Origin of the sequence: Streptomyces sp. MUM 203J (genome assembly GCF_022414595.1) — a bacterium.
Taxonomy (GTDB): Bacteria; Actinomycetota; Actinomycetes; order Streptomycetales; family Streptomycetaceae; genus Streptomyces.
In genome coordinates this window covers 1-22,611 of record NZ_JADWYO010000014.1, presented here as the reverse complement: position 1 = coordinate 22,611, position 22,611 = coordinate 1, and the positions used below count along the sequence as shown (strand labels likewise).

The following is a 22,611-nucleotide window of genomic DNA, read 5'->3' as shown; positions in this document are numbered from 1 at the left end:
CCGTCACCCGACGACCGCCGCCCGTACGCACAGCACATCCGGCAGGTGCTCGGCCAGCAGCTGCCAGGTGTCGCCGTCGTCGGGGCTCCCGTACAGCTCGCCGTTCCGGTTGCCGAAGTACACCCCGGCCGGGTCGGCGCCGTCCGTGCACATGGCGTCCCGCAGCACCGTCCCGTAGTGGTCGCCCTCGGGCAGGCCCGCCGACAGGGCCTCCCAGCCCGCACCGGCGTCCCGTGTGCGGAACACCCGGCAGCGCCGCTCGGCCGGCACCCGGTCCGAGTCGGCGGTGATCGGGAAGACGTAGGCCATGTCGGCGTGGTGCGGATGCGCGACCGCCGCGAACCCGAAGTCGGACGGCAGCCCGGCCCCGATGTCCGTCCAGGTCACGCCGTGGTCGTCACTGCGGTACACGCCCCAGTGGTTCTGGAGGTACAGGCGGTCCGGGTCCCCGGCGTCCTGCGCGATCTTGTGGACGCACTGCCCGAACCTCGGGTGCCGGTCCGGCAGGAACACCGCCGACACCCCGTCGTTCGACGGCGCCCAGGTCCGGCCGCCGTCGACGGTGCGGAACACCCCGGCCGTGGACACGGCCACCGTCACCGCATCCGGGTCCCGCGGGTCGGTGATCACCGTGTGCAGGGCCTCCCCGCCCCCGCCGGGCTGCCACTGTGACCGGGTCGGGTGCTCCCACAGGGGCCGCACCAGCTCGAACGTCTCGCCCTCGTCCACCGACCGGAACAGCGCGGCCGGTTCCGTGCCCGCGTACACCACGCCGGGCGCGGCGGGCCCCGCCGGATGGAGCTGCCACACCCGCTCCAGTGAGGCTCCGGTGTCCTCCGGGAACCTCACGGCCGGGCGCGCGGGCTCCGTCCAGCTCGCACCCAGGTCGTCGGAGTGGAACACCGACGGCCCCCAGTGCGCGCTGTCCCCGCCCACGAGCAGCCGGGGCGAGCTGCGCCGCAGGTCGATCCCGATGGAGTACACGGCCTGGGCGGGGAACTGCGGATCCCCGAACTCCCAGACCCCGCCGCGCCTGCGGCCGATGAAGAGGCCCTTGCGGGTGCCGACGGCCAGCAGTACGTCATCTGTCATGGTTCAGCCTCCAGGACGCCGTTGTCACGGATATGCGCCAGTGTGCACCCGCCCACCGACACCGGCCCGTTCTCTCCGCGACCGGGCGCCCCGCCCCCTGACACCTCGGGCGGAGCCCTGCCTCAGGCAGAGTCCCCGCTCAGGCGGAACTCCCCGCAGCCGCCAGCAGCCCCTCCCAGTCCGGGATCTTCACCCGGTCCCGTCCGAGCGCCCGCCCCAACGCGGCCTCCGCCCGCTCGATGGCGAGCCACCCGGGCCACTCCACCGGCCGCAGACCCCAGGAGCGCATCGCGTCCAGCGGGTCCGGGGCGACGGCCCGGCGAGCCAGCAGGTGGGCGTCCGCCAGGACGGACGCGGCCGTCTCCTTGGCGCAGGGCCGGTTCGTACCGATGACCCCCGAGGGGCCGCGCTTGATCCACCCCGCGACGTACTCGCCCGGCGACGGCGTTCCGCCCCGCAGCACCCGCCCGGCGGCATGCGGCACGGTGCCCCGTGCCGGGTCGGACGGCAGGCCCTCCGGGGGCGCGCCACGGTAGCCGACCGCCCGCAGCACCAGGCCGGCCGCGATCTCCTCGTACGTCCCGGTGCCCCGTACCCCGCCCGCCCCGTCCGGCAAGGTCCGCTCGAAACGCACGCCCGCCACCCGGCCGCCCGCGCCGAGGATCTCCACGGGCCGGAGGAAGAACCGCAGCCGGATCACCCGTCCCGTGCCGGGATCCGGCTCCGCTCCGGGGGCGTGCCCCCCGCCGGGGTCCCGGGTGCCTGCACCCTGTTCCGCGCCGGAGGACGTCGCCCAGCCGCGGATCACCTCCACGTTCCGGCGGTTCACCGCCGGGAGGCCCGTCGGGTCCCCGTACGCGGGGTCCAGCGCCAGGTCGGCCTCGGTCAGCGCGACGCCCGCCGACGGCAGCGTGCCCAGCTCCCGCAGCTCCTTGGTGGTGAACCGGCCCTGCGACGGCCCCCGCCGGGCCACCATGTGCACCTCCCGTACCGTGCTCGCCGCCAATGCCTCCAGCGCCGCCGCGGGCACGTCGGTCGGCCGCAGCTCCTCCGGGGCCCTGGCCAGGATCCGGGTCACGTCCACCGCGACGTTGCCCGCGCCGACGACCACGGCCGACCGGACCGTGTCCAGTGCGAAGCGGCGCGCCCAGGCGTCCGGGTGAGCGCTGTACCAGGCGACGAAGTCGGTGGCGGAGCAGCTGCCCGTCAGGTCCTCCCCCGGGATGCCCAGCCTGCGGTCCCGCGCGGCGCCCACGCAGTACACGACGGCGTGGTAAAGCTCCAGCAGCCGCGCGGGTGTCAGCGCGCCCTCGCCCACCGGCACGTTCCCGATGAAGCGGACCCGCTCGTGCTCGAGCACGGCCCGCAGGTTGTTCTGCAGTGACTTGATCTTCTCGTGGTCCGGCGCCACCCCGTAGCGGACCAGCCCGTACGGGCACGGCAGCCGGTCCAGGACGTGCACCCGCACGTCCGGCACCGCGGTCTGCTCGACCAGCGACTGGGCGGTGTAGACCCCGCTGGGGCCGGAACCGACCACGGCGACACGAAGCATGCGCGCTCCTTCCCGGGGAGGGTTCCAGCATCCCACCGGCCGCCGCGCGGGGGGAGGCCGCTCAACGCCAGCGTGTCAGCGGCGCGTCGGCGGGGACGGTCCGCCGGCGAGCGGGGAGGCGGCCCGCGGTCGCGGGCGGTGCCGGGGTCACATCCCGCGCATCCGGTGGATCTCCGCGGTCTGCTGGGCGATCACGTCGTTCGCCATCTCCTGGACGCGGATGTTCCGTCCCTCGCCCAGCACCTCCGACGCCATGGTGACCGCCCCCTCGTGGTGGGTGATCATCAGTTTCAGGAAGAGGTCGTCGAACGCCTCGCCCCGGGACCGCTCCAGCTTCGCGAGCTGCTCCTCGGTGGCCATGCCCGGCATCCCCGAGTGGTCGTCGTGTTGCTCGCCGTGGCGTCCGCCGCCGTGGCCCTCCTCGCCGCGACTCGTTTTCAGCCAAGCCCGCATCGCTGCGATCTCCGGTCCCTGCGCCGCCTCGATCCGCGCCGCCAGGGCCCTCACCTGCTCCGAACGCACCCGGTCCGGGACCAGTGCCGTCATCCGCAGTGCCTGTTCGTGGTGGACGATCATCATCGTCGTGTACGACACGTCCGCCGCGTTCGGCGCGTCCTCGGGTACCGCGGTGGCGGCCTCCTCCGGTGACAGTGTCCGGGCGGGCTCACCCGGCCTGCCCGGGGCCAGCACCCCCACCTCGGCCCCGGCCGTGGCCTGCGGCTTCCCCCCGCTCCCGGCGGTACCGGGGTCACAGGCGGAGAGGACGAACACGCCCGTCAGGGCCAGCGCGGCGGCGAGGGCCACCGGCAGCGGGGCGGGGCGAACGGGCTCACTGCGGTGTCTGCTGCGGGTCAACACGGCGACCTCCCGGGTCAGTTGTGTACAGGGAGTCGGTCCTGGCGTGCTTCCGTACGGTGGCGCCCGCCGGCGCCCCTCCCACTCTGTAGCCATCTGTTGAGATGTCCATGCCCGGGCCCATACTGCCGTGGTCGACGACCCTCAAGGGAGGACGCACATGGCCCTGTCGCGTACCACTCGACCGCGTCGCAGACGCCTGCTCGTGACCACCGCAGCGGCAGGCCTCATCGCCGCCCTGCTCGCCACGGGAACAGCCGCCGCCGTCCCCGGCCCCGGGGACACGCCGTCCGGCGGCGGCGCGGCATCGGAGCGCCAGAGGGAGGACACCCGGGCCGCCATCGCGCGCGGGGACATTCCCGATGTGGACGAGATCGTTCACAGCGACAACATCAAGCACGTCGCCAACATCCCGTTGACGACCATCAAGGGCATCAACTCCGACCTGGCCTTCCAGGGCAGGTACCTGTTCGCCGGAAACTACGACGGCTTCCAGATCTTCGACATCGGCAGGCCGTCGAAGCCCGAGGCGGTCGCCCGGGTTCTCTGCCCCGGCTCCCAGAACGACATCTCGGTCTCCGGGGACCTGCTCTTCCTGTCCACCGACTCGTCCCGCAGCGACGACTCCTGCCAGAGCACCTCCCAGCCCGCGACCGAGAAGTCGTCCTGGGAGGGGATCAAGGTGTTCGACATCAGCGACATCCGCAATCCGCGGTACGTCGCCTCCGTCGAGACCGCCTGCGGCTCCCACACGCACACGCTCGTGCCGCAGCGCGCGAACGTGTACGTGTACGTCGCCTCGTACTCGCCCAGCGCCGCCTTCCCCGACTGCCGTCCGCCGCACGACGGCATCTCCGTCATCAAGGTGCCGCGCAACGCACCCGAGAAGGCCCGGGTCGTCGGATTCCCGGTGCTCTTTCCCGGCGAGGGCCCCGACGGCGGCGGCAACCCCGGCTCGCCGGCCAACCCGGGCGTCTCCAAGACGACCGGCTGCCACGACATCACCGTGCTGCCGTCCAGGAACCTGGCGGCCGGCGCCTGCATGGGCGACGGCATCCTGTTCTCCATCGAGGACCCCGAGCACCCCAGGGTGATCGACCAGGTCCAGGACAACACCAACTTCGCCTTCTGGCACTCCGCGACCTTCAGCAGGAAGGCTGACAAGGTCGTCTTCACCGACGAGCTGGGCGGCGGGGGCGGTGCCACCTGCAACGAGCGGGTCGGTCCCCACCGAGGCGCCGACGGCTTCTACGACATCACCGGCAAGGGTGACAGGCGCAAGCTCGTCTTCCGCGGCTACTACAAGATCGACCGCCACCAGGGCGACACCGAGAACTGCGTCGCGCACAACGGCTCCCTGATCCCCGTCAAGGGCCGCGACCTCATGGTCCAGGCCTGGTACCAGGGCGGCGTCTCCGTGTTCGACTTCACCGACTCCACCCGCGCCGAGGAGATCGGCTACTTCGAGCGCGGCCCGCTCAGCGCCGACACGCTCTCCGTCGGCGGCTCCTGGTCCGCGTACTACTACAACGGCCACATCTACTCGAACGACATCCGCAAGGGACTCGACGTCCTGAGGATCGAGGACCGCCGCACCGACCCGGCCGAGCGGATCCGGATGGACGAACTGAACGTCCAGACCCAGCCCGACTACTTCGACCGCCGGCACCGGCCGTGACCCGTCACCTGTGAGCCGACCCGCCGGACGGCGACCGGTCCTCCGGTCCCGCGTCCGGCGGGAAACCGCGCTCCCAGTCCAGCCCGTACCGCTGGAACAGCTCCGCCCGCAGCCGGGTCACCGGCATCGGCGCCCCCGGCAGCAGGACCGCGAACACCGCGCCCATCAGCAGCGCCCGCAGCAGCGGGTAGTCCGTGTCCACGTCCCGCGAGCCGTACCGCACCACCGTGTCCCGCAGCAGCGCCGCCAGCCGCTGCTGCTCGGCGCACCGCACGAACCCCTCAGCCTGGAGGATCCCCGCCATGTGCGTCCGCATCAGCACCGGCTGAGCCACCGCGAGTCCCAGGATCGCGTCGATCGCCCGTGCCAGCCGCTCCCGGCCGTCGTCCGTGCGCGGCTCCCGCTCCAGGGCGTCCTCCAGTGTGCGGTGCATGAGCCGGTGGACCGCCGACTGCAGCAGCTGCCGCTTGCCGGGGAAGTAGTACGAGACCAGCCCGCGAGCCGAACCGGCCCGCTCCGCGATGTCCCCGAGGGTCGTCGCCTCGTACCCGCGTTCGGCCACCAGCTCGACCGTCGCCTGAAGCAGCCGTTCCCGGGAACGGCGCCGGAGTTCCTCATTGACCGACGGGCTCCGCGGGGACATGCTGAACTCCTGCGTTGACTGGCTCCCAGCCAATATACTCGGGGTGTCCAGGTCGGCAGGCGGAGCGCCGCCGGTCTCGGCGTGCCTCCGGACCGGGCGACGCGGGGGATCGTCCGGTCCGGGGTGCGGGTCCTCACGGCCGCCGGACCACCCGTACGGGACGCGCCGCCGCTGCCGCCGCCAGACACAGGCCCAGCAGCCAGCCGCCGACCACGTCCGATGCCCAGTGCACCCCCAGATACACGCGGGTCAGCCCCACGCCCAGCACCGAGACGCCCGCCACCACGGCCCAGCCGGAGGCCGCCGCGCGCCCCGGAGCCCGGCCCACCGCCGTCGCCGCCCACCACAGCAGTCCGCAGGTGACCGCCGCCGTCAGTGCATGGCCCGACGGGAACGCCGCGAACGCGGCGCCGTCCACCGGGTCCGCCCAGCGGGGCCGGTCCCGGCCCACCGCCGCCTTCAGCCCCTGCTGCACCACCAGCGCCAGCGCGCTCACCCCTGCCACGCGGCCCGCCACCCACCGCTGCCCGCGCCGCCACAGCGCGACCACCGCGAGGGCGGCGAGCAGACGCATCGCCCACGGGTCCCACAGCCAGTCGGTCAGCAGCAGACTGACCCGTACCAGCCAGGGGGACTCCACCGCCGACGCATGCGTGGCCTCGGCCACCCACCGGTCCAGGGCCGTCAGCGGCCCCCACCCCACCACCACCGGCGCCAGCAGGGCCAGGGACGCCCCGCCGGTCCACCAGACCACGGACCGCGCGGCGGCCCACGGGGCGCGGGTGACGGAAGTGACGACGGATGCGCGCGAGGACGGTGAGGTCGCCATGGGCGCCATCCTCGCAGCCGAACCGGTCCAGTCCCGTCAGCGCAGCGCGCTCAGCCCCGGGGCGAGCGCCACCAGCAGCGGCACAGCCGGCACGAGGGCTGCGGTGGCCGTCAGCCTGAGGCGACGGCCCGGGGTGAGCCTCGGACGGTTCGCCAGCAGCCGGTTCACCCGCAGCGGCAGCTCCGCGCCCGGCGTCGGGCAGGGACCGAACACCCCGCGGTCCTCGTTCAGCCCCACCAGCGCCAGCGCCGTCGTCAGTCGCCCGTGCCGCTTCGACGCCGCGTCGTCCGCCGCCAGCTCCACCAGCCGGTGCATCTCGTCCCGGAACGCTGCGAACACCGGAACGCGCGGGAACCCCTCCGCGAGCGCGGCGGCACAGTGCAGCAGCCAGTCGTGCCGGGCGCGCGCGTGGCCCTCCTCATGGGCCAGCACCGCGTCCAGCTGACGCCCCTTCAGCCGGCGCAGCGCCGCCGTGGTGATCACCAGCCGGGGCGTGGGGCCCGGCAGCCACCACGCCCCCGGGCGGTCGCCCTCCAGCAGCGCCAGCGGTCCCGCCTCCGGCTCCTCGCCCGGCAGCAGCGGTGCACGCACGAGCAGTTCGGCCCGCCGACGGCGGCGCCGCGCCCGCGCCCTGCGTACCACCAGGGTCAGCATGGCCCCGGTCCACAGCCCGCCGCAGGCCAGCAGCACGGCCAGCGCCGCCGACCAGGGCGTGTGGTCCACCAGGGCGTAGGCCTCCACGACCGCGCTCGGCGCCGGGGCGAAGACCTGCCCCCGCACGCGCTGCCACGCGGCCGATGCGCTGAACGTCATCGCCAGGGCGAAGCTCAGCAGCACCGAGGCGACGACGCACTGCCACACCCAGAGCGCCACGATCGGCTCGCGCTCGGGCCAGTCGGCCCGTGCCAGCAGGCGCGGAGCCGTCACGGCGGCCACGACGCCGAACATCAGCAGCGCGAAGGAGAGCAGCATGGCGCCAGCCTATGAGCGGCGGGCCGCCCGGCGGAGCGCCGCGGACCGCGAAGTGACGCACACCACGGTTTGGGCCGTGCCCGCCGCACGTCACAGCGTGAACAGCATCGCCAGCATGGCCGTCGCCATCACCATCCGGCATCCGAACGGGAGTTCAGGGCCGTCCAGCACCGTCCCGGTCCCCCGGGGGATCGCCACACCGACCGGCACCGTCCGCGTCCCCGACCACAGCACCCACCCCGCGTAGTACGCCAGCAGCGCGCCCGTCACCAGCGGAAGCCCCCCACCCGCATGCGCCCCGTGCGGCCCGTGCGTGCCGGCGGCGGCGCCCGCCGACGGCACCGCCATGTACACCATGGCCAGGCACCCCACCAGGTGGTGCAGATGCCGGCGACCGTCCCGGATCTCCCACAGCACCCGCGCCGCCGCCGTGCCGAACACCGCCGCGTACACCGTCCACACCCACTCCGGAGGCGCGAACACCGCGGCCGGGACCCCCATCGTGGCCATCCCGAAGGCCATCACCGCCTCGCTCGCGGCCTCCCGCCGTTCCCGCACCGCTCCCCGCCGCCGCATCCGGGCCCTCCGCACCAGGCAGTACGCCCCGGTCGCCGCGCACAGCGCCACCAGCAGCCAGCTCGCCACCGCGTGCCCCCTCCCCGAGACGGGACCGGCCCCTGGGACGATGCCCGCGAGCCATGGGGCGCACGCGAGCGCAGGGACGTACAAGGGGGGCGCGCTAGGCTCGTCGACCGGGACGACCATCCCGGGACAGCTTGCCGAGGGGAGACCGCACACGATGGACACCGCAGTTCAGAGGACCGGAGAGCCGACGTACCGCGACGCGGTGGAGGCGGACGTTCCCGCGCTCGTCGCCCTTGTCGAGTCGGCGTACCGGGGCGACTCCAGCCGTTCCGGGTGGACCACCGAGGCCGACATCCTCGACGGGCAGCGCACCGACCCCGACGGGGTCCTCGCGGTCATCACCACCCCCGGCTCCCGGCTCCTCGTGGTCGAGCGTGACGGTGCGCTCGTCGCCTGCTGCCAGCTCGAACACCGCGGTGACGCGGCCTACTTCGGGATGTTCGCGGTGCGTCCCGGGCTCCAGGGCGGCGGCCTCGGGCGGCGGGTCCTGGCGGAGGCCGAGCGCCTCGCGCGCGCCGGGTGGGGCGTGCGCGAGATGCACATGACGGTGATCTCCGTGCGAGAGGAGCTGATCGCCTGGTACGAGCGGCGCGGCTACCGCCGCACCGGCCGGACGACCCCGTTTCCGTACGGCGACGAGCGGTTCGGGCTGCCTCGCCGCGACGACCTGTGCTTCGAGCTGTTGGTGAAGGACCTCGCATTGGGTCCGGTGAGTGACCGGTGAGCCGTCACGCGGAGACGGGCTAGGCCGGGGGCTCCGCCCGCAGGGGCTCCTGGCGGAACGGGTCCGTGCGGAAGTCCAGGCGGCCGTCCGCCACCCCGACGGTCACCGAACCGCCCTCCCGCAGCCGCCCGTCCAGCAGCAGCCGGGACAGCTCGTTGTCGACCTCGCGCTGGATGGTGCGGCGCAGCGGGCGGGCGCCGTACTCCGGCTGGTAGCCGCGACGGGCCAGCCAGTCGACGGCCTCCGGGGTGAAGTCCACCGTCACGTCCTGGGCGCGCAGCCGGCGCCGGGTCTCCTCCAGCAGCAGGTCCGTGATCTGCCGCAGTTCCGCGCCCTCCAGCCGGTGGAAGAGCACCACCTCGTCGATCCGGTTGAGGAACTCGGGCCGGAAGTGCTCGCGCAGCGGGCGCAGCGCACGCTCCCGCCGGGCGTCGCCGTCGGCGCCGGTCTCGGCGGAGCCGAAGCCGAGGACGCCGCGGCCGGTGCCGATGGCGTCGGCCCCGAGGTTGCTGGTCATCACGACGACCGTGTTCTTGAAGTCCACCGTGCGGCCCTGGGAGTCGGTCAGACGGCCGTCGTCGAGCACCTGGAGCAGGATGTTGAAGACGTCCGGGTGGGCCTTCTCCACCTCGTCGAGGAGCAGCAGCGAGTACGGGTGGCGGCGTACCGCCTCCGTGAGCTGGCCGGCCTCCTCGTGGCCCACATAGCCGGGGGGCGCGCCGACCAGGCGGCTGACGGTGTGCCGCTCCTGGAACTCGCTCATGTCCAGGCGGACCATCCGCTCGTCGCTGCCGAACAGGGCGTCCGCGAGGGCGCGGGCCAGCTCGGTCTTGCCGACGCCGGTGGGGCCGAGGAACAGGAAGCTGCCGATGGGCCGTCTGGGGTCGGCGAGCCCTGCCCGGGAGCGCAGCACCGCCTCGGAGACGGCCGAGACGGCCTCGTCCTGGCCGATGACCCGCTCCTTGAGATGCTGCTCCAGGCCGAGCAGGCGGTCCTTCTCCTCCTGGGTGAGGCGGCTGACCGGGATGCCGGTCTGGCGGCTGACGACCTGCGCGATGTCCTCGGCGGTGACTTCCAGGACCGGGTCGTGGGCGTCCGCCGACTGCGGCTCGCTCCGGCTGGCCCTGATCCGGGACTCCACCTCCTGGACGCGGTCGCGCAGCTCGGTGGCCCGCTCGTACTGCTCGGCCGCCACGGCCTGGTCCTTGTCGCGGACGAGCTGCTCCACCTGCCGCTCCAGGGCCCGCAGGTCGGTGGGCTGGGCATGGGCGCGCAGCCGCACGCGGGCACCGGCCTGGTCGATCAGGTCGATGGCCTTGTCGGGCAGGAACCGCTCGGTGAGATAGCGGTCGGACAGTTCGACGGCCGCGCGCAGTGCCTCCTCGGCGTAGCGGACCTGGTGGTGGGCCTCGTACCGGTCGCGCAGCCCGCGCAGGATCTCCAGGGCGTCCTCGGGGCCGGGTTCGGGGACGAGCACGGGCTGGAAGCGGCGCGCGAGCGCGGCGTCCTTATCGATGTAGCGGCGGTACTCCTCCAGCGTGGTGGCGCCGATGACGTGCATCTCGCCGCGGGCGAGCACGGGCTTGAGGATGTTGCCCGCGTCCATCGAGCCGCCCTCGCCGCCGCCTCCGCCGCCCCCGGCGCCCACCACGGTGTGCAGCTCGTCGATGAAGACCACCAGTTCATCGGAGTGGGCCCGCACCTCGTCGATGATGCCGGTCATCCGCTCCTCGAAGTCGCCCCGGTAGCGGGTGCCGGCCACGACGCCCGTCATGTCGAGCGCGACGACCCGGCGGCCCAGCAGGGAGTCGGGCACGTCGCCGTCCGCGATGCGCTGGGCGAGGCCCTCCACGATCGCCGTCTTGCCGACGCCGGCGTCACCGATCAGCACGGGATTGTTCTTGCCGCGCCGGGACAGCACTTCGACGGTCTGCTCGATCTCCTGCTCGCGGCCGATGACGGGGTCGATCCGTCCCGAACGGGCCAGGTCGGTGAGGTTCCGGCCGAACCGGTCGAGGGTGGGTGTGCCGGTCTGGGGGGCGGGGCGGTGGTCGGCCGCGGTGTTCTCCCAGCCGCCGGACGGTCCGCCGCCGCGCTGTGGCGCCGCCCCGGCCGAGGGTCCCGGCACCGAGCCCGGGTCGAACCGGGCGGCCCGCAGGATGCGCCCGGCCGCCGAGTCGGGGTTCGCGGCGAGGGCGGCAAGGACGTGCTCGGGGCCGATGTAGGAGGCGCCGATGTGCCGGGCCAGGTCGTGGGCGTCGAGCAGGGCGCGCTTGACGGCGGGAGTGACGGCGATACGGGACTGCGGCGGGCCTTCGCCCGCGGTGCGGTCGATCTCGGCGGCCAGCGCGTCGGGGTCGGCGCCCGCCCGGACGACGAGGTCGCGGATCGGCTCGGTGTCGAGCGCGGCGCGCAGCAGGTGCTCGGTCTCCAGGTCCGTGCTGCCGTGCTCGGAGGCGTACGAGGCGGCCTCGTCGACCATGCGGCGGGTGGGTTCGCTCATCATCCGGGCGATGTCGCTGTACCGCGGCCCGCGGCGGGCCGCGGAGGCGGCCGGGGCGCCTCCGAAGAGGCGGGCCAGAAACTCGCTGAACGGGTCGGGGCCGAAGCCCTCGGGTCCGAGGTAGCCGCTGCTCATCTGTTCGTACCGTCCGTCCCAGTTAGCCCAGTCCGTCCCTGTTCATTCCTGTCCGTCCAGGATTCCTGCGGAAGCCGCCGAACACCAGCCGGCGGGTTCCCCGGCACCTCCGGGTTACACCCCGGGTGGCATCAGACCCCGGCAACACCCGTGGAACGGGAGGCGTGCAGGAAAATCAGCGGTGACCATAGGGGTCGCGCAGGATAATTTTCATCGAACCCCCTTGTGGTGGAGAAGCGCGCATGGATACGGTGCTTTGACGCGAGGTTCTCCCGTGGAGGAAGTGAGATGACGGAAATTCTTGTGCAGGACGTTGCCGGTGGCGGCGTGGCCACCGACACTCGGGTGGTCGACCACCCGGCGTGGGCCGCGCTCAAGAATGCCGTGGAGGAGATCCGCGTCTGGCAGTCAGCGGACGGCTCCATCGCCTTCGACGCCGAGAACGCCCCGGCCCGCGCGGACGCCGACACCGCGCTCGACCGGGTCGTCGCCGCCGTCGAGCAGCTCTCCCCGCTGCTCCCGCACGGCACCGCCTACCACCGCGCCCTCGTCGCCGATCTCCGCAAGTGGGCCGAGGGCGGCTACGCCGTCCCCGACTTCCTGGACTCCCTCATGGAGTTCCACCCCGCCGCCGAGCGCGTCGACGGGCGCCAGCACCTGGTCGTGTTCCCGATGTACACCCAGAACGGCAACCCGGACCGCAATCTGGAAGCCGTCGTGCTCCGCATGGTCTGGCCCGAGTGGCTCTCCGAGCTGGAGGCCGCCCGCTACGACAACCCGCTGTTCTGCGGCATCACCTTCGAGGACTTCACCTCCGGCTACGACACCAACTCGGCCGTCCTCTTCCCGGAGACCGTCGCCGTCCGCGAGGCCCCCGAGCGCTTCACCTGGGGCGGCATCTTCTGCGACCGCGAGGCCGCCCGTTTCCGCCGGGTCACCGAGGCCGCCGTCGGCATCCTGGGCGTCGAGCTGCCCGACGACATCAGGGACATGCTCGCCGACCAGCGGCGCTGCCAGCAGGCCTTCGTCCTGTGGGACATGGTCCACGACCGCACCCACAGCCACGGCGACCTGCCCTTCGACCCGTTCATGATCAAGCAGCGGCAGCCGTTCTGGATGTACGGCCTGGAGGAGCTGCGCTGTGACCTGACCGCCTTCAAGGAGGCCGTCAGGCTGGAGGCCGAGGGCAACCCGGTCGGCCGCGACGTCCAGTACGCCGTGCTGTTCGACCGCATGTTCCGCTTCCCGCTCACCGGCGACCGGGTCCGCAACTACGACGGGCTCGGCGGCCAGCTGCTCTTCGCGTACCTCCACAAGCGTGACGTGGTGCGCTGGACCGACAACACCCTGCACATCGACTGGAAGCGGGCCCCCGAGGTCACCAACCAGCTGTGCGCCGAGATCGAGAAGCTCTACCGCGACGGCATCGACCGCCCCAAGCTGGTCCACTGGTTCGCCGCGTACGACCTCGTCTCCACCTACCTCTCCCCGCACCCCGGCTCCCGCTGGGCCAAGGGGCCCGACGCCCTGGACCTCACCCAGCAGCCCCGCAAGCTCGTCGACGACGTGCTTCCGGACGAGTTTCCGCTCAGCATGTTCTTCGAGGCTCTTTCGAAGAAGATGAAGTCCGTGATCGCCTCCACCAAGGGGATCACCGCCGCCGACGTCGAGAAGGCCGCCGCGTGAGCGACGGCCCGACGGGTGAGGCAGCAGGGGCGGAAACGCCAGACGCGTCCGGCACGGAGGAGACGAACGACATGACCAAGAACGGCAACGGGAACGGCGGGCCCCTGGAAGGCGCCGTCGTCGCGGTCGCCGGAGCGGCGGGCCCGGCGGGCCGCGCGGCCCTGCTGCGGCTCGCGGAGGCGGGGGCGACCGTCGTCGCCGCCGACGCCGACCCGGAACGCCTGGCCGAGGCCGTCGACGCCGCCCGGTACGCCCACGGCGGCGCCACCGTCATCGGCGACACCGTCGACCTCCTCGACCCCGACGCCACCCGCGCGTGGGCGGAGAAGACGGAGAAGGAGTTCGGCCGGATCGACGGGCTGGTCCACCTCGTCGGAGGCTGGCGCGGCAGCGCCACCTTCGCGGACAACGACCTCGCGGACTGGGCCCTGCTGGAGAAGCTGCTGATCCGCACCGTCCAGCACACCTCGCTCGCCTTCCACGAGGCGCTCAAGCGCAGTGACCGCGGCCGGTTCGTCCTGGTCAGCCAGTCCGGCGCGGCCAAGCCGACCGAGGGCAACGCCTCCTACGCCGCGGCCAAGGCCGCCGCCGAGGCGTGGACCCTCGCCCTCGGGGACTCCTTCCGCAAGGCGGGGGGCGAGGAAGGCCCGAAGTCGGCTGCTGCCATCCTGGTGATCAAGGCACTGGTGCACGACGCTATGCGCGCCGAGCGCCCGAATGCGAAGTTCGCGGGCTTCACCGACGTCAAGGACCTGGCCGACGCCATCGTCGGCGTCTGGGAGCAGCCCGCCCAGGAAGTGAATGGACAGCGCCTGTGGCTGACCCCCAAGCCGTGAACCCGGCCGTGAACCCGGCCGCCGTGAACCTGGTGGCGCCCGCCCGTACCGACGCCCGTCGCCACCACGACCCGTCGGTACGGGGCTTCGCCAGCGACAACTACGCCGGAGTCCACCCCGAGGTCCTCGCGGCCATCGCCCTCGCCAACGGAGGCCACCAGATCTCCTACGGCGAGGACGAGTACACCGACCACCTCCAGCGGGTGATGCACAGTCACTTCGGCTCCACCGCCGAGACGTTCCCGGTGTTCAACGGCACCGGTGCCAACGTCACCGCCCTCCAGGCCCTGACCGACCGCTGGGGCGCCGTGATCTGCGCCGAGACCGCGCACATCAACGTCGACGAGGGCGGCGCGCCCGAACGCATGGCCGGTCTCAAGCTGCTCACCGTGCCCACCCCGGACGGCAAGCTCACTCCCGAGCTGATCGACCGGCAGGCCTGGGGCTGGGAGGACGAGCACCGGGCCATGCCGCAGGTCGTCTCGATCGCCCAGAACACCGAACTCGGCACGGTCTACACCCCGGACGAGATACGGGCCGTCGTCGAGCACGCCCACGGCCTCGGCATGAAGGTGCACGTCGACGGCGCCCGTCTGGCCAACGCCGCGGCGACGCTGGACGTCCCCATGCGGACCTTCACCAACGCGCTGGGCGTCGACATCGTGACCCTCGGCGGCACCAAGAACGGGCTGCTCTTCGGTGAGGCGATCGTCGCCCTCAACCCCGAGGCCGGCCGCCGGATGAAGCACATCCGCAAGATGTCGATGCAGCTCGCGTCCAAGATGCGCTTCCTGTCGGTGCAGTTCGAGGCGCTGCTCGCGAAGGACCTGTGGCTGCGCAGCGCCCGGCACGCCAACGCGATGGCCCAGCGCCTCGCGGACGGCGTCCGGACCGTGGACGGCGTGGAGATCCTGTACCCGGTGCAGGCCAACGCGGTCTTCGCCCGGCTGCCGCACGACGTGACCCTGCGCCTCCAGGAGCGGTTCCGCTTCTACTTCTGGGACGAGGCGGCGGGCGACGTCCGCTGGATGTGCTCCTTCGACACGACGGAGGAGGACGTGGACGCCTTCGTCCAGGCGCTCAAGGAGGAGACGGCCCGGTAGGCCGTGGTCCCGGACCTCCCCGCCCCGCCGGGCGGGGAGGTCCGGTCATGCCCACCAGGGTTCAGTGAAGTGAATCGCGGGGTCCTGTACGCTGAACCTCGTGATTCCGATGTTCCCCACACTCACCGTCCACGAGGACGTACGCGCCCTCGTCCCCGGCTTCACGCATCTCGCCGTCGAGGCGCGCGGGCTCGTCAACGGTCCCAGCGACGAGGCCAGTGCCGCCCTGCTGGACGACGCCGCCCGCCGCCTCGCCGAGCGCCTGGACGGCCGCGCTCCGCAGGACGACCCGCACATCGCGGCCTGGCGTGCCGCCTACACCGCGTTCGGTGCCAAGCCGTCGCGCACCCGCAACTCCGCCGAGGCGCTCGCCCGGCGGGCCCTCGCGGACGGCGGGCTGCCGCGCATCAACCGGCTGGTCGACGCGTACAACGCGGTGAGCGTCGCGCACCTCGTCCCCGTCGGCGGCGAGGACGCCGACCGCATCCGGGGCGGCATGCGGCTGGTGCGGGCCACTGGTGACGAGCCGTTCCCGACCGCCGCGGGCGGCGCCGGGACCGTCGAGCACCCGGACGCGGGCGAGGTCGTCTGGCGCGACGACGAGGGCGTGACCTGCCGCCGCTGGAACTGGCGCCAGGGCGTGCGCACCCGGCTCACGGAGGAGTCCGTGAACGCGCTGTTCCTCCTGGAGTGCCTCGCCCCCATGACCCGTATGGCCCTGGAGGCGGCGGGCGCCGAACTGGCCGGGTCCCTGGAGAAGCTGAGCCCGGGCGCGAGCGTGACGGTCCACCCGGTGGCCTGACCCGGCGGGACGTTACTGCGCTTCGCGCACCTGTGCCGGTGTCGGGGCCGTGCCGCCCAGATGGGCGGGGATCCACCAGGTGTCGGCCGCGTCCCGGGGCCGTACCGGATACGCCCGCTGGGCGGCCTCCAGCAGCTCCTGGACCCGCTCCCGAAGCCGCCGGGTGATCGCGCCCGCGTACTGGTCGGACGGCGCCTCCACCGGCTCGCCCACCCGGATCGTCACCGGGATGTGGCTGCGCTTCAGATTGCGGGGGCGGCCCTTGGTCCACAGCCGCTGCGTACCCCACAGGGCAACCGGGATCAGCGGGACCCCGGCCTCCTGGGCCAGCCGGGCGGCGCCCGACTTGAAGCTCTTGAGGGTGAACGACTGCGAGATCGTCGCCTCCGGGAACACGCCGATGACCTCGCCCGCGCGCAGCGAGTCCAGGGCGTGCCGGTACGCGGCCTCGCCCTGGGTGCGGTCCACGGGGATGTGCTTCATGCCCCGCATCAGCGGGCCGGAGATCTTGTGGCGGAACACCGAGTCCTTCGCCATGAACCGCACCAGGCGCTTCTGCGGCCGGGCCGCGAGACCCGAGAAGATGAAGTCCAGGTAGCTGATGTGGTTGCTGACCAGGACCGCCCCGCCCTTGCGCGGGATGTTCTCCGAACCCTGCACGTCGATCTTCAGGTCGAGCGCCTTGAACATCGTGAGCGCGGCGCCGATGACCGGCCGATAGACGAGTTCTGCCATCGGGGAGAACACCCTTCTTCCATGCCTGGGGAGGCTTCTCCCGGCGAAGTTACGCGGCCGTAGGTAACGGCATGCGCCCGATCGTGCCCCATGCGCCGGGAACAGGCCAGCCCGGATGGGGGCGGAGCAGGGGAAACCCGGCGAGATACTTGTCACGTCACGCGGGCACAGGCAGTGAGGGCGGGCGACCGGCCGTGACGCTCGTCCCATCTTCCCGTACGCCCTTGACGACGCGCGCCGCCCGTCGAGAAGCTGACGCCCGTGCCGTACGAACTCCTTCTCTTCGGGCGCGTCCACGTCGACCTCGCCCGTAACGCGAGCGCGCTCTGTCCGGGTGTCTGAGCAGCCACGGACCACCCGCACGCGCGCCAGCGCCCCGCAGAAGGACAACTCCATGACGGTCACCTCTCCCCTCGGCGCCGCACCGGCCCTCGCCGGTTCCGATCTCCTGCGCTCCACGTTCCGGCGGCATGCCGCCGGTGTCGCCGTGATCACCGCCGCCGGGGACCCCGCCCACGCCGACAGGCCCGTGGGCTTCACCGCCACCTCCCTCACCTCCGTCTCCGCCGAGCCGCCGCTCGTCTCGTTCGGCATCGGCACGGCCTCGTCGAGCTGGCCCGTGGTCTCCGCGGCCGGGCATGTCGGCGTGCACATACTCGGTGAGCACCAGGAGGAGCTGGCCGCCACCTTCGCCCGGAGCGGCGCCGACCGGTTCGCCGCGCCGACCCGCTGGCGCCGGGGGCCCGAGGGCGTCCCCGTCCTGGAGGGCACCCTCGCGTGGCTGGTCGGGCGGGTGGTGGCGCGCATCCCCGCGGGCGACCACCGGATCGTCGTGGCGGAGGTGGTCGCGGGCGATCCGGAGGCGGGCGGCGGTCGGCCGCTGCTCTACCACCACGGGCGCTTCAACGCGTTGCGCGGCTGAGGAATCCCCGGGAATCCTGGTTACTCAGCGTTGCCAAGGTCACAGTGCAAAGCGCTTGCTTACCGGGAGGGAGCCCGGTGTACTGGCGAGTAATATTTCGTTGCGGGGCGCCCGCCGCCCCGAGCGGAATCCGCCCCATAAGGCGCCTATGCTGCGTGCAACAAGGCAGCTCGGTAATGACGATGCAGTAGGAGAGCCGGCGTGAGCTTGAGGATCGTTGTCTGTGTGAAGTACGTGCCCGACGCCACCGGCGACCGGCACTTCGCCGATGACCTGACCGTCGACCGCGACGACGTCGACGGCCTGCTGTCGGAGCTGGACGAGTACGCGGTCGAGCAGGCGCTTCAGATCGCCGACGAGGCCGACGACGCGGAGATCACCGTCCTCACGGTGGGCCCCGAGGACGCCAAGGACGCCCTGCGCAAGGCGCTGTCCATGGGCGCCGACAAGGCCGTCCACGTCGAGGACGACGACCTGCACGGCACCGACGTCATGGGCACCTCCCTGGTGCTCGCCAAGGCCATCGAGAAGACCGGCTACGACCTGGTCGTCTGCGGTATGGCCTCCACCGACGGCACCATGGGGGTCCTTCCGGCGCTGCTCTCCGAGCGCCTGGGCGTCCCGCAGGTCACCCTCCTGTCCGAGGTCTCCGTCGAGGACGGCACCGTCAAGGGCCGCCGCGACGGCGACGCCGCCACCGAGCAGCTGGAGGCATCCCTCCCGGCCGTCGTGTCCGTGACGGACCAGTCGGGCGAGGCCCGCTACCCGTCCTTCAAGGGCATCATGGCCGCCAAGAAGAAGCCGGTGGAGTCCCTGGACCTGGACGACCTGGACATCGACGCCGACGAGGTCGGCCTCGAGGGCTCCTACACCACGGTGGACTCCGCTGCGGAGCGCCCGGCCCGTACGGCCGGAACGATCGTCAAGGACGAGGGCGAGGGCGGCAAGCAGCTCGCGGAGTTCCTCGCGGGCCAGAAGTTCATCTGAGGCTTCGGCCACCCACTGCCCCCTCACACTTCGTAAGCAGGAGAGAAGAAGTCCCATGGCTGAAGTTCTCGTCTATGTCGACCACGTGGACGGCGCGGTCCGCAAGCCCACCCTGGAGCTGCTGACTCTGGCCCGCCGCATCGGTGAGCCGGTCGCCGTCGCTCTCGGCTCCGGTGCCGAGGCCACCGCCGCCACGCTCGCCGAGCACGGTGCGGTCAAGGTCCTGACCGCCGACGCCGCCGAGTTCGCGGACTACCTGGTCGTCCCGAAGGTGGACGCGCTCCAGGCCGCGTACGAGTCGGTGTCCGCCGCGGGCTCCCCGGCCGCCGTGCTGGTGCCGTCCTCCGCCGAGGGCAAGGAGATCGCGGCCCGCCTCGCGCTGCGCATCGGCTCCGGCATCATCACCGACGCCATCGACCTGGAGGCCGGTGACGAGGGCCCGGTCGCGACGCAGTCCGTGTTCGCCGCCGCGTTCACCACCAAGTCCCGCGTCTCCAAGGGCACCCCGGTCATCACCGTCAAGCCGAACTCGGCCCCCGTGGAGGCCGCCCCGGCGGCGGGCGCCGTCGAGGCCCTGTCCGTCTCCTTCTCCGAGAAGGCCACCGGCACCAAGGTCGTCTCCCGCACCGCGCGTGAGTCGAGCGGCCGCCCCGAGCTGACCGAGGCCGCGATCGTGGTCTCCGGCGGCCGCGGCGTCAACGGCGCGGAGAACTTCGCGATCATCGAGGCGCTGGCCGACTCGCTCGGTGCCGCCGTGGGTGCCTCGCGCGCCGCCGTCGACGCCGGCTGGTACCCGCACACCAGCCAGGTCGGTCAGACCGGCAAGTCGGTCTCGCCGCAGCTGTACATCGCCGCCGGCATCTCCGGTGCGATCCAGCACCGTGCCGGTATGCAGACCTCGAAGACCATCGTGGCCGTCAACAAGGACGCCGAGGCCCCGATCTTCGAGCTGGTCGACTACGGCGTGGTCGGTGACCTGTTCGAGGTCGTCCCGCAGCTCACCGAAGAGGTCCGCAGCCGCAAGGGCTGACCCTCTCGCCCGTACACGGCCGGGGCCGCGTGGTGCACCTGCACCACGCGGCCCCGGCCGTTCCGCGTCAGGCCGCGCCCTCGTCCGCGAGGATCCGCCACCGCCCCACCTCGCGGTACTCCGAGTCGTGGACGGCCGACCCGTCGCCCGGCTTCAGTGCGTAGTGGTGCAGATTGCCGCCCCAGTAGCGCAGGATGCGCCCCAGCTCGCCCGCGGTCTGCTCGGCCGTCGCCTCGTCGTCCACCGTGACTTCCAGCAGGAACTGCACATCGAGTCCTTCCGTCGTGGGATCGGTCCGAGTGTCGCGCGAGGCTCTCATGGGCGGGCGGTTTCCGGACACCGCCGCCGACGGGGCGGGCGCGCGGAGGGCCTCGCCCGCTGGTGCGCCGCCGTGAGACACCATTGACGGGTCTCCGTCGACCCGGATAACTTCACCATGCGGATGAAGGATTCCGTGAAGCGGAAACAGTCTGGTGTGGAGGGTGCGGGAATGGGTCAGCAGGACCGGCAGCAGGAGCATGTGGCGACCAGCCTCGCCGGCGCGGTCAGCAAGGGTGTCAGTGCCTCCCTCGCCCCGGTGGACGCCGAACTCGCCCGCCGCTACCCCGGCGACCCCGGCACCCGCCAGCCCGTCCACACGGTGTACGTCCCCGGCGAGGCCTTCGCCGCCGGCACCGTCCGCAGCTGGGGCGACCGCGCCCTCGCCGCGCTCGACGAGCACGCCCCCGACGCCGCCTCCCTCGGCGCCGTCCTCGGCCTGTCCGAGGAGCTCGCGGAGCCCGTCTACGCGCGCGTACGGGCCAAGCTGGAGCGCGAGCCCGTCGAGGATCTGCGCGTCGACTTCGAGGACGGCTACGGCGGCCGGACGGACGACGAGGAGGACCGGGACGCCGCCCGCGCCGCCCGGCTGATCGCCCAGGCGTACGAGAACGGCACCGCCGCCCCGTACACGGGCATCCGCATGAAGTGCATGGAGGCCGCCGTCCGGGACCGGGGCATCCGGACCCTCGACGTCTTCCTCACCGGCCTCATGGAGGGCGGCGGGCTGCCGGACGGGCTCGTCCTGACGCTGCCGAAGGTCACGTACCCCCAGCAGGTCACCGCGATGGCGCGGCTTCTGGAGGAGTTCGAGAAGGCGCGCGGTCTGGCGCCCGGCCGGATCGGCTTCGAGATCCAGATCGAGACCAGCCAGGCCATCCTCGCCGCCGACGGAACCGCCACCGTCGCCCGCATGATCGACGCCGCGGAGGGCCGCGCCACCGGCCTCCACTACGGCACCTTCGACTACAGCGCCTGCCTCGGCGTCTCCGCCGCCTACCAGGCCAGCGACCACCCCGCCGCCGACCACGCCAAGGCGATCATGCAGGTCGCGGCGGCGGGCACCGGAGTACGGGTGTCCGACGGCTCGACCAACGTCCTCCCGGTCGGCCCCACCGAGAAGGTCCACGACGCCTGGCGGCTCCACTACGGACTCACCCGCCGCGCCCTTGCCCGCGCCTACTACCAGGGCTGGGACATGCACCCGGGCCACCTCCCCACCCGGTACGCCGCCGTCTTCGCCTTCTACCGCGAGGGCTACGAGCAGGCAGCCGCCCGTCTCTCGGCGTACGCCAACCAGGCCGGCGGCGACGTGATGGACGAGCCCGCCACCGCCAAGGCCCTCAGCTCCTACCTGCTGCGCGGCCTCGACTGCGGCGCCCTCGACACCGCCGAGGTCGACCGCCTCACCGGGCTCACCCGCGCCGACCTAGACGGATTCGCCGCCCCCCGGCGCGGCGACCTGACGGCCGGCGCCCAGTAGCCCGACACCTCCGTCGGCGGGTCACCGCCGCCCCGTAATGTGGAGGCGTTCGACGCGCCGGCGCAGAGGGACCACAGAGGAACGGGGCAGCGGTGTCATCGGGGGAGCACGAACCGTACGGGCTGATCGCGGGGCGGTACCGGCCCGTCCGGCAGCTGGGGCGCGGTGGCATGGGCGTCGTGTGGCGGGCCGTCGACGAGGTCCTGGGCCGCGAGGTGGCCGTCAAGGAACTGCGTACCTACGCGGACGCGTCGGGTCCCGAACTCGACGAGCTGCGGCTGCGGATGCGGCGGGAGGCCAGGGCCGCCGCCCGCGTCCGGCACCCCGGGGTCGTCGCGGTCCACGACATCGCGGACCACCAGGGGCGGCCCGTCATCGTCATGGAGCTGGTCGACGGGCCGTCCCTCGCGGACGTCCAGACGGAACGCGGCCTCGTGGACCCGCACGAGGCCGCCCGGATCGGCGCCGAGGTGCTGGAGGCGCTGGCCGCCGCCCATGAGGCCGGTGTCCTGCACCGGGACGTCAAGCCCGGCAACATCCTGCTGGACCTTCCCCGAGCTCCCGGCTCCGCTCGAGCAGGGGAACCCCCGACCGGCCGCGTCGTTCTCACCGACTTCGGCATCGCCGCCATGGAGGACCCCGGCGACGGCGGCGCCACCCACCTCACCCGAAGCGGTGAACTCGTCGGCTCGCTCGACTACCTGGCACCCGAGCGGGCCCAGGGGCACCGGCCCGGGCCCGCCTCCGACGTGTGGGCGGTGGGGGCCACCCTGTACACGGCCGTGGAGGGCGGCTCCCCGTTCCGCCGTACGTCGGCCTGGTCGACGCTGACCGCGATCGTGTCCGACCCGCTGCCGGAGCCGCAGCGGGCCGGTCCGCTCGCGCCCGTGCTCCGGCTGCTGATGCACAAGGACCCGGCACAGCGCCCCGACGCCCGGTCCGCCGCCCGGCTCCTGAAGGCCCTCGCCGACGGTGCCGCCGACCCGGCGGGCGCGGCGCCCGCGCCGGTCCCGGCCCCGGAGCCGCCACAGGGCTTCGGGCCTGCGCAGGCCCCGCCGGGGGGCTTCGAGCCGGGCGGCCC

The 22,611-nt window shown here is 72.9% G+C and carries 22 protein-coding genes; 12 read left to right on the top strand and 10 right to left on the bottom strand.

Translation table 11 applies throughout. The features are described from left to right. Positions 1–3 precede the first annotated feature (3 nt). The 3 genes from I3F58_RS10525 to I3F58_RS10515 all read right to left on the bottom strand — a co-directional run bounded on the left by I3F58_RS10525 (position 4) and on the right by I3F58_RS10515 (position 3,499). Positions 4–1,092, bottom strand: coding sequence for a sialidase family protein (locus tag I3F58_RS10525; RefSeq protein WP_240108041.1), 1,089 nt, complete (start codon positions 1,090–1,092; stop codon positions 4–6). Positions 1,093–1,231: 139 nt separating this feature from the next. Then, positions 1,232–2,644, bottom strand: coding sequence for an FAD-dependent oxidoreductase (locus tag I3F58_RS10520; RefSeq protein WP_240108040.1), 1,413 nt, complete (start codon positions 2,642–2,644; stop codon positions 1,232–1,234). Positions 2,645–2,791: 147 nt separating this feature from the next. Next, positions 2,792–3,499, bottom strand: coding sequence for a DUF305 domain-containing protein (locus I3F58_RS10515; protein ID WP_374207944.1), 708 nt, complete (start codon positions 3,497–3,499; stop codon positions 2,792–2,794). A gap of 160 nt (positions 3,500–3,659) precedes the next feature. On the opposite strand from I3F58_RS10515, the gene I3F58_RS10510 reads away from it, so the two are divergent. Next, complete coding sequence (locus I3F58_RS10510) at positions 3,660–5,177, top strand: LVIVD repeat-containing protein (RefSeq protein WP_240108039.1); 1,518 nt, start codon at positions 3,660–3,662, stop codon at positions 5,175–5,177. 4 nt (positions 5,178–5,181) lie between these two features. Here I3F58_RS10510 and I3F58_RS10505 read toward each other — a convergent pair whose 3' ends face one another. The 4 genes from I3F58_RS10505 to I3F58_RS10490 all read right to left on the bottom strand — a co-directional run bounded on the left by I3F58_RS10505 (position 5,182) and on the right by I3F58_RS10490 (position 8,266). Continuing rightward, positions 5,182–5,820 carry a TetR/AcrR family transcriptional regulator gene (locus I3F58_RS10505; RefSeq protein ID WP_240108038.1) on the bottom strand — a complete coding sequence of 213 codons (639 nt, stop codon included), beginning with the start codon at positions 5,818–5,820 and terminating at the stop codon, positions 5,182–5,184. Positions 5,821–5,953: 133 nt separating this feature from the next. Then, the gene (locus I3F58_RS10500) at positions 5,954–6,649 is read right to left on the bottom strand and encodes a phosphatase PAP2 family protein (protein WP_240108037.1); all 696 of its coding nucleotides are present in this window, start codon (positions 6,647–6,649) and stop codon (positions 5,954–5,956) included. 36 nt (positions 6,650–6,685) lie between these two features. Further along, positions 6,686–7,621 carry a M56 family metallopeptidase gene (locus I3F58_RS10495; RefSeq protein ID WP_240108036.1) on the bottom strand — a complete coding sequence of 312 codons (936 nt, stop codon included), beginning with the start codon at positions 7,619–7,621 and terminating at the stop codon, positions 6,686–6,688. Between the two features lie 90 nt (positions 7,622–7,711). Beyond that, complete coding sequence (locus I3F58_RS10490) at positions 7,712–8,266, bottom strand: DUF5134 domain-containing protein (protein ID WP_240108035.1); 555 nt, start codon at positions 8,264–8,266, stop codon at positions 7,712–7,714. A gap of 154 nt (positions 8,267–8,420) precedes the next feature. Between I3F58_RS10490 and I3F58_RS10485 the strand changes: the two genes are divergently transcribed. Beyond that, positions 8,421–8,990 carry a GNAT family N-acetyltransferase gene (locus I3F58_RS10485; RefSeq protein ID WP_240108034.1) on the top strand — a complete coding sequence of 190 codons (570 nt, stop codon included), beginning with the start codon at positions 8,421–8,423 and terminating at the stop codon, positions 8,988–8,990. 19 nt (positions 8,991–9,009) lie between these two features. Here the strand turns inward: I3F58_RS10485 and I3F58_RS10480 are convergent, their stop codons facing one another. Beyond that, entirely contained in the window at positions 9,010–11,628 is a 2,619-nt protein-coding gene (locus I3F58_RS10480) for an ATP-dependent Clp protease ATP-binding subunit (protein ID WP_240108033.1), read from the bottom strand. A gap of 288 nt (positions 11,629–11,916) precedes the next feature. On the opposite strand from I3F58_RS10480, the gene I3F58_RS10475 reads away from it, so the two are divergent. The 4 genes from I3F58_RS10475 to I3F58_RS10460 all read left to right on the top strand — a co-directional run bounded on the left by I3F58_RS10475 (position 11,917) and on the right by I3F58_RS10460 (position 16,055). Beyond that, positions 11,917–13,314, top strand: coding sequence for a DUF6421 family protein (locus tag I3F58_RS10475; RefSeq protein WP_240108032.1), 1,398 nt, complete (start codon positions 11,917–11,919; stop codon positions 13,312–13,314). Positions 13,315–13,385: 71 nt separating this feature from the next. Beyond that, positions 13,386–14,150: an SDR family NAD(P)-dependent oxidoreductase gene (locus I3F58_RS10470; protein ID WP_240108031.1), complete on the top strand. Its 765-nt coding sequence runs from the start codon at positions 13,386–13,388 to the stop codon at positions 14,148–14,150. A gap of 32 nt (positions 14,151–14,182) precedes the next feature. After that, on the top strand, positions 14,183–15,253 hold the full coding sequence (locus I3F58_RS10465; protein WP_374207948.1) for a low specificity L-threonine aldolase: 1,071 nt from the start codon (positions 14,183–14,185) through the stop codon (positions 15,251–15,253). 109 nt (positions 15,254–15,362) lie between these two features. Then, positions 15,363–16,055 carry a B3/4 domain-containing protein gene (locus I3F58_RS10460; RefSeq protein WP_240108113.1) on the top strand — a complete coding sequence of 231 codons (693 nt, stop codon included), beginning with the start codon at positions 15,363–15,365 and terminating at the stop codon, positions 16,053–16,055. A gap of 12 nt (positions 16,056–16,067) precedes the next feature. Here the strand turns inward: I3F58_RS10460 and I3F58_RS10455 are convergent, their stop codons facing one another. Further along, complete coding sequence (locus tag I3F58_RS10455) at positions 16,068–16,790, bottom strand: 1-acyl-sn-glycerol-3-phosphate acyltransferase (protein WP_240108030.1); 723 nt, start codon at positions 16,788–16,790, stop codon at positions 16,068–16,070. 261 nt (positions 16,791–17,051) lie between these two features. Between I3F58_RS10455 and I3F58_RS29765 the strand changes: the two genes are divergently transcribed. The 4 genes from I3F58_RS29765 to I3F58_RS10440 all read left to right on the top strand — a co-directional run bounded on the left by I3F58_RS29765 (position 17,052) and on the right by I3F58_RS10440 (position 19,729). Beyond that, a complete protein-coding gene (locus I3F58_RS29765) occupies positions 17,052–17,132 on the top strand; it encodes a putative leader peptide (RefSeq protein WP_374207947.1) in 81 nt (26 codons plus the stop codon). 52 nt (positions 17,133–17,184) lie between these two features. Then, positions 17,185–17,712: a flavin reductase family protein gene (locus I3F58_RS10450; protein WP_240108029.1), complete on the top strand. Its 528-nt coding sequence runs from the start codon at positions 17,185–17,187 to the stop codon at positions 17,710–17,712. A gap of 201 nt (positions 17,713–17,913) precedes the next feature. Further along, positions 17,914–18,699 (top strand): electron transfer flavoprotein subunit beta/FixA family protein, encoded by a 786-nt coding sequence (locus I3F58_RS10445; protein WP_240108028.1) that lies wholly within the window; start codon positions 17,914–17,916, stop codon positions 18,697–18,699. Positions 18,700–18,754: 55 nt separating this feature from the next. Further along, on the top strand, positions 18,755–19,729 hold the full coding sequence (locus I3F58_RS10440; protein ID WP_240108027.1) for an electron transfer flavoprotein subunit alpha/FixB family protein: 975 nt from the start codon (positions 18,755–18,757) through the stop codon (positions 19,727–19,729). A 67-nt stretch (positions 19,730–19,796) separates the two neighbouring features. Here I3F58_RS10440 and I3F58_RS10435 read toward each other — a convergent pair whose 3' ends face one another. After that, positions 19,797–19,997: a hypothetical protein gene (locus tag I3F58_RS10435; RefSeq protein WP_240108026.1), complete on the bottom strand. Its 201-nt coding sequence runs from the start codon at positions 19,995–19,997 to the stop codon at positions 19,797–19,799. A gap of 222 nt (positions 19,998–20,219) precedes the next feature. Between I3F58_RS10435 and I3F58_RS10430 the strand changes: the two genes are divergently transcribed. Both I3F58_RS10430 and I3F58_RS10425 read left to right on the top strand, forming a co-directional pair. Continuing rightward, positions 20,220–21,530: an aldolase/citrate lyase family protein gene (locus I3F58_RS10430; RefSeq protein WP_240108025.1), complete on the top strand. Its 1,311-nt coding sequence runs from the start codon at positions 20,220–20,222 to the stop codon at positions 21,528–21,530. A 92-nt stretch (positions 21,531–21,622) separates the two neighbouring features. After that, positions 21,623–22,611 (top strand): serine/threonine-protein kinase (locus tag I3F58_RS10425; RefSeq protein ID WP_240108024.1); only part of this gene is annotated, 989 nt, incomplete at its 3' end.